Source organism: Flavobacterium sp. MMLR14_040 (assembly GCF_033657265.1).
Classification (GTDB): domain Bacteria; phylum Bacteroidota; class Bacteroidia; order Flavobacteriales; family Flavobacteriaceae; genus Flavobacterium.
Genome location: NZ_JAWVWO010000008.1, coordinates 185,098 through 198,876, shown reverse-complemented (window position 1 = coordinate 198,876; position 13,779 = coordinate 185,098). Strand labels below are relative to the sequence as shown.

Below are 13,779 nucleotides of genomic sequence, written 5' to 3'. Positions count from 1 at the left end.
AATAACGAAAAATATTTGATATCAAATTATTTATCGCCGGATAATTTTAATCAAAAACCTATTGATTAAAAAGATAAAATCTCATAAAATAATAATGTTTAAAAAATAGAGATTATGAAAAACATTACTTCTTTTTTTAAAAATATTAATGTTAAGAACGTTTTCATAACGTTGCTTTTAATATTTAATATCCACTTTTCGTTTTCACAAGTAGATTTGAGAACATGCGGTTTTGACTGCACCTCCAACAATTACACTTTGACAGATGTATATTTAAGTCTTTCTAATGTAAATGGAGATCCAATAACAAATACTACCTGTACTATCGGGCAAGTGCAACAGGTATATATTTACCTTAATTATTCTTCGAATTCCAATTCAAGTATACATTTTGCGCGGTTAAATTCTGATTTGACTATAAACGGAGTTACAACTTTTTTGAATGTATTGCTTGGCACTATTGTTCCGGGAAGTAACAAAAAGTTATTGTACGGGCCATTTAACTGGACTTGCGGTGAAGAATTAAGCCTGACCAATACCATAATAGCCTGGAAAACGAACAGCAATAATGATCCTGGTCCCAATTATCAATGCAGCAGTTTTACAAACTCGCAATGTGATTTTACAAATTCCTTTATTATTTCAAAACCTTTAGCCGTTCAATTTACCTATAAAGCGTGTAAAGTTGGAGCAAACACAACAGTTACTTTTACCTCTACAACCAATGGAGGTAAAACACCTTATACTTATGCCTGGGATTTCCAAAACAATGGTGGCTTACCAGATTCCACTTTACCAAATCCCACGTATACATATACGACTTCGAATAACCCGGCAAAATTAACTGTTACGGACTCACAAAATATATCAAATTCCTATATACTTCCGATAATTGAACCAACAGAATTGATGTTAAGTGAATCTCATACTAATGTAGGCTGCAGCGGAGGTACATCGACTATAACCTTGACTGCAACAGGTGGAACTCCTGCCTACAGTTACCTATGGAATACAGGCGCAACAACTAAAGATTTGCAAGATGTACCACCCGGTACTTATACTGTTACGGTGACAGATAGCAACAGTTGTACAAAACAGCTTTCTGTAACTATAACAAGCGGAGATCTAATTAAGCCAATAATTGATCCGCTGCCGGTTACTTCTACAATTAATTGTCCGGACTTACCTGTATTTACACAAGCTACGGCCAGTGATAACAGTGGAACAGTAACCTCGTTAACCTTTGAAGATGTAAATACACCCGGAACTTGTACCGGCACATACTCTATTACCAGAACCTGGACAGCAAAAGATGCCTGCAATAATATATCGCTTCCGGTAAGTCAAACTATAAATGTTGTAGATACGACAGCCCCAATCTGGACAACTCTTGCTGCTTCTCTCAATGTAACACTTGAGTGCAGTGACATAGCTGGATTGGCTACAGCGCAAAACCAAGCGCCAATAGCAACTGATATTTGTTCTACAGTAACTTATACTAAAACTAGCGGAAATTTTATTGCAGGCTCTTGTGCTAATTACGGATCTTATACCAATACATGGATTGCCAAAGATGCCTGTTTGAATAGCTCGAGTACTTTCACTCAAACAATTACAATTCAGGACACTTCTGCTCCAATTTGGACAACAGCTTCAACTGCGCTAAATGTAACTTTGCAATGTAGTGATACTGCAGGGTTAACAACTGCGCAAAACCAAGCTCCGGTTGCCACCGATAATTGTGGAGGAACTGTAACATATACAAAAACCAGCGGAAACTTTGTTGCCGGTTCTTGTGTCAATTCAGGAACTTACACCAATACATGGATTGCAAATGATGTTTGTTTGAATGCTTCTGCTACTTTCACTCAAACAATTACAATTCAGGACACTTCTGCTCCAACTTGGGCAGCAGCTTCAACTGCGCTAAATGTAACTTTGCAATGTAGTGATACTGCAGGGTTAACAACTGCGCAAAACCAAGCTCCGGTTGCGACTGATAATTGTGGAGGAACTGTAACGTATACAAAAACCAGCGGGAATTTTGTTGCCGGTTCTTGTGTCAATTCAGGAACTTACACCAATACATGGATTGCCAATGATATTTGTTTGAATGCTTCTGCCATTTTCACACAAGTGATAACAATTATTGATAATACGGCTCCAATTTGGGCAACAGCTTCAACTGCGCTAAATGTAATTTTGCAATGCAGTAATACTGCAGGATTAACAGCTGCTCAAAACCAAGCTCCGGTTGCTACCGATAATTGCGGAGGAACTGTAACATATACAAAAACCAGCGGAAACTTTGTTGCCGGTTCTTGTGTCAATTCAGGAACTTACACGAATACGTGGATTGTCAATGATGTTTGTTTGAATGCTTCTGCCACTTTCACGCAAGTGATAACAATTGAAGATACTACAAAACCAACCTGGACAACACAAACGGCTTCTTTAGATGCAACTTTAGAATGCAGCGATTTAACTGCTTTGGCTTCCGCGCAAGCGTTATTTCCAACAGCTTCTGATTTATGCGATGCCGATGTTTTGAATGTTGTAAAAACCAGCGGACAATTTGTAGCTTCGGGTTCTTGCTCAAATGCTGGAACGTATACCAATACATGGACGGTTACGGATGATTGCGGAAATATCTCGGATACTTTTACTCAGGTAATTACAATTCAGGATACTACAAAACCAACCTGGACAAGTCAGGTAAACTCTTTGGATGCAACCTTAGAATGCAGCGATTTAACCGCTTTGGCTTCCGCGCAAGCGTTATTCCCAACAGCTTCGGATTTATGCGATGCTGATGTTTTGAATGTTGTAAAAACAAGCGGACAGTTTATAGCTTCAGGTTCTTGTTCGAATGCAGGAACTTACACCAATACATGGACGGTTTCTGACGATTGCGGAAATGTTTCTGATATTTTTTTCCAAGTGATTACAATTCAAGACACTACAAAACCAACATGGACTACGCAACCTGCTTCTTTAGATGCAACTTTGGAATGCAGTGATTTAACAGCTTTGGCTTCCGCGCAAGCGTTATTCCCAACAGCTTCTGACTTATGTGATACTGATGTTTTGAATATTGTAAAAACCAGCGGACAGTTTATAGTTTCAGGTTCTTGTTCGAATGCGGGAACGTATACCAATACATGGACGGTTTCTGACGATTGCGGAAATGTTTCTGATATTTTTTTCCAAGTGATTACAATTCAGGACACTACAAAACCAACATGGACTACGCAACCTACTTCTTTAGATGCAACTTTAGAATGCAGCGACTTAACTGCTTTGGCTTCCGCGCAAGCGTTATTCCCAACAGCTTCTGATTTGTGTGATGCCGATGTTTTGAATGTTGTAAAAACCAGCGGACAGTTTGTAGCTTCAAGTTCTTGTTCGAATGCGGGAACGTATACCAATACTTGGACGGTTACGGATGATTGCGGAAATATCTCGGATACTTTTACCCAGATAATTACAATTCAAGATACTACAAAACCAACATGGACAAGTCAAGTAAACTCTTTGGATGCAACTTTAGAATGCAGTGATTTAACCGCTTTGGTTTCCGCGCAAGCGTTATTTCCAACAGCTTCAGATTTATGCGATGCCGATGTTTTGAATATCGTAAAAACCAGTGGACAGTTTGTAGCTTCAGGTTCTTGTTCGAATGCGGGAACGTACACCAATACATGGACGGTTTCTGACGATTGCGGAAATGTTTCTGATACTTTTACTCAGGTAATTACGATTCAGGATACTACAAAACCAACATGGACAACAACCGCTAATGAATTAGACTTAACGTTAGAATGCAGTGATTTAACAGCTTTGGCTTCCGCGCAAGCGTTATTTCCAACAGCTTCAGATTTATGTGATGCAGATGTTTTGAATGTTGTAAAAACCAGCGGACAGTTTGTAGCTTCCGATTCTTGTTCGAATGCGGGAACGTATACTAATACTTGGACGGTTTCTGACGATTGTGGAAATATCTCTGATACTTTTACTCAGGTAATTACGATTCAGGATACTACAAAACCAACCTGGACAACAACCGCTAATGAATTAGACTTAACTCTAGAATGCAGCGACTTAACTGCTTTGGCTTCTGCGCAAGCGTTATTTCCAACAGCTTCTGATTTGTGTGATGTCGATGTTTTGAATGTTGTAAAAACCAGTGGACAGTTTGTAGCTTCAGGTTCTTGTTCGAATGCGGGAACGTACACCAATACATGGACGGTTTCTGACGATTGCGGAAATGTTTCTGATACTTTTACTCAGGTAATTACGATTCAGGATACTACAAAACCAACATGGACAAGTCAAGTAAACTCTTTGGATACAACTCTAGAATGCAGCGATTTAACCGCTTTGGCTTCTGCGCAAGCGCTATTCCCAACAGCTTCAGATTTATGTGATGCTGATGTTTTGAATGTTGTGAAAACAAGCGGACAGTTTGTAGCTTCAGGTTCTTGTTCGAATGCGGGAACTTACACCAATACATGGACGGTTTCTGATGATTGCGGAAATGTTTCTGATATTTTTACTCAGGTAATTACGATTCAGGATACTACAAAACCAATATTTAGCGGAGATCTTCCAACTGATATTACAGTTTCTTGCGATGCCGTTCCTGAACCAGCTGATATGAATGTTGCAGATAATTGCAATTTAGGTTTACCAGTTGTATTTTCTGAAATTAAAAGTGATATTCAAAATGAATGTGCTTCTAATTATACTTTGACACGTCAATGGACAACAAGTGATTGTGCGGGAAACACGACTTCGTTTACTCAAATTATTACAGTAAGAGATACGACTCCGCCAACAGGAAGTGCTCCGGCAGATGTTGCAGGTTTACAAAGCATTACAGATATTCCGGTAGCAAATTCACAAAACATAAGTGATGCTGCTGATAATTGCAGCGAAAACGTAACTATTACGATTAATGATACTAATAATGGAGCTTCTGGCTGCGAAGGAAATGCTTATATCCTGACCAGAACTTATACTTTGATGGATTGTGCAGGTAACAAAACCGATTTAGTACAAACGTTTACTGTAGAAAATAAAATTTCAGTTTCAGGAATTGCTTCTGCTGTTAGTTGTTTTGGCGGGGACAATGGCTCAATTTTGGTTACTAATACAACAGGCTCAACTGTTGTTATTACAAACAAGGAAAATGAAATTGTTGGAAATTCTAATTTACCAGCCGGAACATATACCCTGACAGCTTCATTTCCGGTTAATGAAAACCAAACTTGTTCTGCAACAGCAACCGTTATTATTACACAGCCCAATTCTCCAAATGAAGTAACAACAATATCCAGTCAGGCTTGCGCCGATGATTCCAGTCTTATTAATTTATTATCATTATTACCTGTAAACACAACTGCAACCGGAAACTGGATTGATAAAAATAACAGTAATGCATTGCAAGGCAACATCTTCAATCCGTTTGGTCTGGCATTGGGCAACTATTTGTTAGAATATCAAATTACCGATGAAATTTGCCCACGAAGCATTCTTCTCAATATGGAGATTAATAATGATTGCCAGGTTTTGGCTTGTGGAAATGTCATAATACACAACGCATTTTCTCCTAACGGTGACGGAATAAATGACGCTTTTAAAATTGACAATATTGATGACCTGACATGTTATCCTGAAAATACAGTTGAAATTTATAATCGCTGGGGAATATTAGTATTCGACACTGTTAACTACAATAACACTACGAATGCATTCGACGGAACTTCCAGAGGCAGAACAACTTTTAAACAATCAGAAGGACTGCCAACCGGAACTTATTTTTATATCATTAATTATAAATCTCTAGACGGGAATAATATAATTCAATCAAATAAAAAAGATGGATTTTTATATTTATCGAAGTAAAACATAATCGACTGTATAACAAACTTTTATAGGGATTCCAAGCATATTTAATAAAAAAAATCCGTATTTTTGAGTATGTAATCTGCAGTATCCTTAGGTTTTTACTTCCAAAAAAAAGTCAATAGTAATATTAATAAACATCTACTATGAGAGCAAAATTACCATCCTTAGTCATAATGTTTGTATCCTTTGTAAGTTTTGCACAGCAAGATGCGCAGTTTACGCAATACATGTATAATACCATAAATATTAACCCTGCGTATGCAGGTTCCCGAGGCGCATTAAGCATTTTCGGGTTGTATCGTACGCAATGGGTTGGACTAGACGGGGCACCGGAAACCAGTAGTTTTTCTGCCAATACACCAATAAATAACTCTAATTTAGGAATTGGACTTTCTTTGGTTAATGATAAAATTGGACCTACAAATGAAAATACTTTCTCTGTAGATCTCTCTTACACGGTCCAGACATCTGCTGATTTTAAACTTTCTTTTGGTATCAAGGGATCAGCTAATTTATTCAATCTGGATATAACCAAATTAAATCCCGAAGATCAGGGAGATCCACAATTTCAGGATCTTGACAATAAATTTTCTCCCAATGTTGGAGCCGGAGTTTATTGGCATTCTGACAAAGCTTATATTGGATTGTCTGTTCCTAACTTCATCGAAACCAATCGTTATGATGATAATGATATAGCCATTTACAAAGATAAAATCAATTACTATTTAATGGGAGGTTATGTATTTGATCTTGATAAGTATCAGTACATTAAATTTAAACCGGCAGTTTTGGCCAAAATGGTAGAAGGTGCACCCCTCCAAGTTGATGTATCTGCCAATTTTATGTTTGTAGATAAATTTGTCCTTGGCGTTGCCTATAGATGGAGCGCTTCTGTAAGTGCTATGGCTGGATTTCAGATCACAGACGGTCTTTATATAGGGTATGGTTATGATCGTGAAACTACGAACCTGAACAATTATAACTCAGGATCGCATGAGATATTTATTAGATATGAGTTTATCAAAAAGAACAACAAGATAACCAGCCCACGTTTCTTCTAAAAATATTTATTATGAAAAATTTTATACTCTTTTACATAACCATTTTTAGTTTTGTTGCATTAGAGGGCAATGCCCAGCAGGCAAAAATAAAGGCAGCCAATAAAGATTACGACACCTTTGCTTATATTGATGTGATAAAAACTTATGAGAAAGTAGCACTGAAAGGATACAAATCTGAGGACATGTTTAGAAAACTGGGAGATTCCTATTATTTTAATTCAGAATTTGAAGGCGCGGCAAAATGGTATGGCGAATTATTTGCCATGAATACAAATATCGAATCTGAATATTATTACAGATATGCCCAATCTTTAAGAGCAACAGGGCAAGTTGATAAAGCGGATAAAATGATGGCTGAATTTAATGCTAAATTTGAAAATGATACCCGCGGAAAACTCTACAAAGAGAATCCAAATTATCTGGATCTGATAAAAGCCAATTCGGGTCGTTATAATATTGAAGATGCCGGTATCAATTCCAAATATTCAGATTATGGCACCTTTGTTTACAATAAGAAATTATATTTTACCTCGGCAAGAGATACGGGAAATTTTTCTAAACGAAAACATACCTGGACTGGTGAACATTTTACTAATTTATATATAGCTGATGTTGATTCTGCTAAAGTAAAAAAATTCAAAACTTCATTAAATTCTAAATTTCATGATGCGACTCCTATTTTTACAAAAGATGGCAAAACAGTTTATTTTACAAGAAATAATTACTTAAACGGAAAAAAAGGAAAGAACGAAAATAAAACAACATTAGTAAAACTTTATAAAGCTACTCTTGAAAACGACAAGTGGACCAATATTACTGCCTTACCTTTTACCAGTGACAATTATAGTACGGCACATCCTGCACTTAGTCCAGATGAAAAAACACTATATTTTTCCTCTGATATGCCCGGAACTTTAGGACAGTCCGATATTTTCAGGGTAGCCATAAATGATAATGGCGGCGGTTATGGTACTCCCCAAAATTTGGGCCCAACCATTAATACTGAAGGAAAGGAAACATTTCCGTTTGTAACCAATGAAAAGGAAATTTACTTCTCCTCTGATGGCCGACCGGGACTTGGTGGATTGGATGTTTATGTGGGTGAAATCGAAGATGACGGGACCATAAGTGAAATACAAAATATTGGTGCAGATGTCAATTCTCCAAAAGATGATTTTGCTTATATGATTGATCCGGTTTCCCGAAAAGGTTATTTTAGTTCCAACAAAGCGGGCGGACAAGGTTCTGATGATATCTATAAATTTCTCGAAACCCGAAAACTTCAATGTATTCAGGAATTAAACGGAATTATTACAGATGCAGAATCAGGAATAATATTACCGCGTACAAAAGTTACTTTATACGAAAATCAAGTAGTAAAAAACACTATCCTTTCTGATGCCGCAGGCTTTTATATTTTTCCTGTAGAATGTGGAAAAACTTATAATGTAAGAGCCGAAAAAGTTGATTACGCTACAAAAGAAGTTAGTATTACTATTGAAAAATTAAGCGGAAAAACAAGTTTGCCAATTGCCTTAGATAAATCAAAATGTAAGGTCACAATTGGGGATGATTTAGGCAAATGTTTTGGAATAAAAATGATTTATTTTGATTTGGACAAATCCAATATTCGCACAGAAGCCGCTATTGATTTAGAGAAAATACTCGATGTATTGGATAGCCATCCAACAATGAAACTGGATATTCGCTCGCATACAGATAGCCGACAAACATATAAATACAATGAAGCTTTGTCTAACCGAAGAGCAAAATCGACAATTGACTGGTTAGTTAAAAATGGAATTGATCCTGGCAGACTTACCGGAAAAGGATTTGGAGAAAAGCAACTTGTTAACGAATGTTCTGACAATGTAAAATGTACCGAAGAACAGCATCAGGCCAATAGACGAAGTGAATTTATTATTACTGCATTATAACAAAAAACAATTGTAAAAATAATTATAAAAATTAAAAAGCTGTCTTTGGCCAAGACAGCTTTTTCTACAAAAAAAATCGTTGTAACTCAACAAAGAGCTACAACGACTAACTAAAAAACCAGTCCAATAAATCTTTATATTTTTGCGAATATATTTGTATAATATTTTTTACCCGAAGCGTCTGTGGTTACCGCCAAACCAAAATGAGTATAATCTCCTTCGATGTTTTCTTTGTGCCCTGCGCTTTCTAACCAGCCTTTTAAAACAGCAGCCGATGTTTGGTAGCCATAAGCAACATTTTCACCTACTTTTTTTGCGCCTAATAATTCCATGATATTCTCAGAACGTGCCACAAAATCATTATGATTCATGACATTATTTGCGATCATATATTTATTATGTTCTTCACATTTATAAGAAAGATGATTGATTCTTTCCAATGGATTTAAACCAATGCTTACTCTGTAATCGTTTATTAATTTCATGGTTTCTAACTCCGAATCATTATAACTATAGCTAGTTACCAGAGTTTCTGTTGTCGTGCTACTATCTTGAGTTGCCTCGGCGGTGTCTGCAGTACATGAGTTCATTGTAATAAAAATTACAACGAACGTCATGATGCACATAATCTTTTTCATAATCAAAATGGTAGTTTAATTCTAAAGTAAATGTTGGGGCAAATGCTTTATATTTATTATGTGATAAATTCCTAATTCTGATTCAAACCTATTTAATTTATCGGTAAACTACAAAAATAATCGATGAAATACATGTTTTAAATTAAAAATACTATATTTTTCTTACAACTAAGAGGATAAGCGTTCGATTTTCCATGAAAAATCAGACTGGCTTTGATAACGAATTCTGTCATGCAGTCTGTTTGGTCTTCCCTGCCAAAATTCAACTTCTAAAGGAGTAACTAAAAAGCCTCCCCAATTATCCGGTCGCGGAATTGGTTTTCCGGCAAATTCCGTTTCTAGTTTCTTTAGATTTTCTTCTAAAAAAGTTCTGGACGGAATTACTTCACTCTGGTTGGAAACTATTGCGCCCAATTTACTTCCGTCAGGACGAGAATCAAAATAACCATCGGATATATTTTCAGATGTTCTCTGCGCAATTCCTTTAATAATTACCTGACGCTCCATTTCCTGCCAAAAAAACGACAAACAAACGTGCGGGTTCGCTGCAATTGCTTTTCCTTTTTCTGAATTATAATTGGTGTAAAAAATAAAACCTTCTTCTGAGAATTTCTTTAACAGAACCACTCTCGATTTCGGAAATCCATCTAAACCAATTGTAGAAACGGTCATGGCATTTACTTCTCCATTTGAACCAAAATCTTCTACTTCATGAAACCATCTGTTGAAAAGATTAATTGGGTCTTCGGGTATATTCGTTTCTAATAATTCACTCTTTTCGTATGATTTTCTATAATTGCTTAAATCGTTCATGATTTATTATTTTAGATTGTTGACTTTAGATTTTAGATTTCTTTAGATTGTCTAAAATACTAAAGGTTATATTTTTATTTTAGATTTTTTAAAAACTTAGTCCCTTAGCATCTCAGAACCTTAGTGCCTTAGAATTCAAAACTTCTTCCGTCATCGCCTAAAAGTACATTTGGGAAAATAGTTTGCGCTTCTTCTTTAAAACGTTCAATTCCGTCATATCTTGTAGAATAATGTCCTAAAATAAGTTGTTTTGCATTTGCTTTAAGCGCAATTGTTGCAGCTTCTTTTGCGGTTGAATGCAATGTTTTTAGTGCCAAAGGAGTTTCTGATTCTAAAAAAGTAGATTCGTGATACAAAACATCTACATTTTGTATAATCGGAATAACATCTTCATTGTAAACCGTATCTGAGCAAAATGCATAACTCATTGGCGCAATTGGATCAAACGATAATTTTTCGTTTTCTATAACAGTTCCGTCATCAAGGGTAACATTTCCTCCGTTTTTTATTTTTTGATAATAAGCAGTGTGAATATCGTATTGCTGAACGGCATCGACATTCAGTTTTCTTTCAGCAGGTTTTTCCTGAAATAAAAATCCGTTGGTATAAACGCGATGTTTAAGCGGAATCGTTTTTACAATCACTCTGTTATCTTCAAAAATCACTTCACTTTTATCTGATTCCAGTTCATGAAAAAACAAATCATAAGTCGTCCAGGAATTTGATAATCGCAGCTGCAAAGTAATAATTTCCTTAACACCTTTGGGTCCGTAAATATGAAGATCTGTAGTTCGCCCTAAAAGTGCAAAAGTTGAAATGGTTCCTATTAATCCAAAAAAATGATCACCATGCAAATGCGAAATAAAAATGTGATTAATTTTTGAGAATTTAATCTTGTTTTTACGCAATTGTACCTGAGTTCCTTCGCCACAATCAATCAAAAACAATCTGTTTTTAATTTCTAAAACCTGCGAAGTCGGATTGGTAATTGTTCTGGGAGTTGCGGCATAACAGCCAAGTATGGTTAATTTCATTTTAGATTTTAGATTGATGATTTTAGATTACAGACTGTAGATTTTTAGATTGGAAAAAATTTTAGCATTAAAATCTACGATCTAAATCAGAAATCTATATTCCAATATTAAAAAAATCTAAAATCTGAACTCTAAAATCTAAAATCCTAAGTCTCTCTCAATTTCTTCCATTTCAATAATGTCGTGCGCTTCTAAAAGTGAAGGAACCACGGCCAATTTATCAGAAATAGCATTAAAATCAAGATCGGAAACTACAATAACAAAGGATTTTTTTGCTTTTTTTTGTTGCTTTGAAAGTGGTAAAAAAAGTTTCACATCACTTTCAGTCAATTTATCATCGGCTGATAAATCAATTATAACATTTTGTTTTTCAAAGGTTTTAAATTGCTGCGTTACTTTTTCCAGAAAGGCTTTAAAATCTCCCTGAGTATCTTTTATCGTAACGGTATGTCCTTTTTGATCTACTTTCATTTTATAATTTTGAGGCTAGTATAAAAATTGATTTCTTAAGCTAAGGTACGAAGTTTTTTTAGTTTTTGTTTTTTGTTCTCTTTGTTTCAGGTTTCAAGTTTCAAGTTTAGGCTGAGCGTCCCAAGACTTCGGGAAAAGCCCTTTTTTACTTACAAGCCTTCAACTTCGCTCAGGATGACACATGTAGTACAAGATCTCGTTAAAAACTTGAAACCTGAAACTTGAAACAAATAAATCTTACTGAATTTTCGACGCCAAAAGGTAAATTACTGCCATTCTAATGGCTACGCCGTTTTCTACCTGATTTAGAATTACAGAATGATCAGAATCAGCCACTTCAGAAGTAATCTCTACTCCCCTGTTGATTGGTCCCGGGTGCATGATTACGATTTCTTTTCCAAGAGAATCCAAAAGTGGTTTGTCTACTCCGTATTGCTGAGCATATTCACGTGTTGAAGGAAAGAAATTCACATCCATACGTTCGTTTTGTACACGAAGCATATTGGCAACGTCGCACCATTCTAATGCTTTTCTCAAATTTGGTTCAACCGTAACTCCAAGTGATTCAATATATCTCGGAATCAGTGTTTTTGGTCCGCAAACTTTAACTTCGGCGCCTTGCATTTGCAAAGCGTATATGTTTGAAAGCGCTACACGCGAGTGCAGAATATCGCCTACAATAACTACTTTTTTTCCGGCAACATCGCCTAATTTTTCTCTTATTGAATAACTGTCTAACAAAGCCTGAGTTGGATGTTCGTGCGCTCCGTCTCCGGCATTTACGATACTGGCTTTGACATTTTTAGATAAAAAATAAGCCGCTCCGGGATTGGAGTGGCGCATTACAACCATGTCTACTTTCATGGAAAGAATATTGTTAACAGTATCAATTAAAGTTTCTCCTTTTTTAACCGACGATTGTGCGGCAGAAAAACTAATAACATCTGCAGATAATCGTTTCTGCGCTAACTCAAACGAAAGTTTGGTTCTGGTACTGTTTTCAAAAAATATATTGGCAATGGTAATATCTCGTAATGAAGGAACTTTTTTAATAGGTCTGTTAATGACTTCTTTAAAATGATCTGCCGTTTCAAAAATTAGGTTAATATCATTCTCGTTGATGTATTTAATTCCTAATAAATGATTTACGCTTAATTCTTTCATTTTTATTTCTTTAATATTATTTGTCAAATGCTTCCTTAAAGAGAAGCTGTTTTATTGAATCATTCTGTCTACAACTTCACTGTAATCCTGCAGATCTCTCGCATCTTCATCAAAAATCTTCTGCCATCTGAAACCCGGAATCTCGATTTTAGTTCTTGCAGAGCCATCCCATTTTATTCTAAAATCGTTATTGATTAAAACTTCGGCAACTCTTTTTCCAACTTCTATTGTAACGGCATCATCAGTATTATCCACTTTTTGAAAAGCGATATATAAACCTGGATTTTCAATAGCAATTGCTCTCGCTAAATCTTGTTCGTGGTAAAAACAATAACCATCAGACTCTACTTCATTTTCCTGCAAATCTCTTTCAACCTCAACTATTTCATATTCTCCGTCGGTTGTCGTATATCCTGCATTGTGAAGCGCAATGATATTTTCATCACATAATTCATCAAACGCGTTTATAAGTCTTTCAGTATCTGTTGGACTTTTCCATTGTTTACTTTCCGAAAGTAACTTTTGGTATTCCTCTCTTATTTTATCAAAAGCCCATTCTTCTGAGATTTCGTCTGCAAATTCGTTGTCTTCAATTTCTTCTATGATGTTTTCTTTAATCTCATCAACAGAAAGAAATCCCATTCTTACCTGATTAAAAATTGATTCATAAATAAACGTTTCGTTCTCTGTCATTTTATTGTTTAATCGTTGATTTGTTTAATCTTTTAATCGTTTTATTTGCTAAACCGGT

At 35.8% G+C, this 13,779-nt stretch carries 9 protein-coding genes; 3 read left to right on the top strand and 6 right to left on the bottom strand.

Features of this window, described 5'->3' with window-relative positions:
* The first annotated feature begins 114 nt into the window (after positions 1-114).
* The 3 genes from SD960_RS12910 (at position 115) to SD960_RS12900 (ending at position 8,908) form a co-directional block, all read left to right on the top strand.
* Positions 115-5,907, top strand: a complete 5,793-nt coding sequence (locus SD960_RS12910) for a gliding motility-associated C-terminal domain-containing protein (protein ID WP_318803693.1) — start codon at positions 115-117, stop codon at positions 5,905-5,907.
* 146 nt (positions 5,908-6,053) lie between these two features.
* Positions 6,054-6,971, top strand: coding sequence for a type IX secretion system membrane protein PorP/SprF (locus SD960_RS12905; RefSeq protein ID WP_318803692.1), 918 nt, complete (start codon positions 6,054-6,056; stop codon positions 6,969-6,971).
* A gap of 11 nt (positions 6,972-6,982) precedes the next feature.
* Positions 6,983-8,908 carry an OmpA family protein gene (locus SD960_RS12900; protein ID WP_318803690.1) on the top strand — a complete coding sequence of 642 codons (1,926 nt, stop codon included), beginning with the start codon at positions 6,983-6,985 and terminating at the stop codon, positions 8,906-8,908.
* A 134-nt stretch (positions 8,909-9,042) separates the two neighbouring features.
* On the opposite strand, the gene SD960_RS12895 is transcribed toward SD960_RS12900, so the two are convergent.
* From SD960_RS12895 to SD960_RS12870, 6 genes are all read right to left on the bottom strand, one after another.
* On the bottom strand, positions 9,043-9,546 hold the full coding sequence (locus tag SD960_RS12895; protein WP_318803688.1) for a CAP domain-containing protein: 504 nt from the start codon (positions 9,544-9,546) through the stop codon (positions 9,043-9,045).
* Positions 9,547-9,714: 168 nt separating this feature from the next.
* On the bottom strand, positions 9,715-10,359 hold the full coding sequence (pdxH, locus tag SD960_RS12890; protein ID WP_042565012.1) for a pyridoxamine 5'-phosphate oxidase: 645 nt from the start codon (positions 10,357-10,359) through the stop codon (positions 9,715-9,717).
* A 128-nt stretch (positions 10,360-10,487) separates the two neighbouring features.
* Positions 10,488-11,393, bottom strand: coding sequence for a ribonuclease Z (locus SD960_RS12885; RefSeq protein ID WP_318803685.1), 906 nt, complete (start codon positions 11,391-11,393; stop codon positions 10,488-10,490).
* A gap of 138 nt (positions 11,394-11,531) precedes the next feature.
* Positions 11,532-11,864 carry a ribonuclease Z gene (locus SD960_RS12880; RefSeq protein WP_318803684.1) on the bottom strand — a complete coding sequence of 111 codons (333 nt, stop codon included), beginning with the start codon at positions 11,862-11,864 and terminating at the stop codon, positions 11,532-11,534.
* 237 nt (positions 11,865-12,101) lie between these two features.
* Positions 12,102-13,028 (bottom strand): aspartate carbamoyltransferase catalytic subunit, encoded by a 927-nt coding sequence (locus tag SD960_RS12875; RefSeq protein WP_029273654.1) that lies wholly within the window; start codon positions 13,026-13,028, stop codon positions 12,102-12,104.
* A 51-nt stretch (positions 13,029-13,079) separates the two neighbouring features.
* Positions 13,080-13,721: a DUF6891 domain-containing protein gene (locus SD960_RS12870; protein WP_318803665.1), complete on the bottom strand. Its 642-nt coding sequence runs from the start codon at positions 13,719-13,721 to the stop codon at positions 13,080-13,082.
* Positions 13,722-13,779 lie beyond the last annotated feature (58 nt).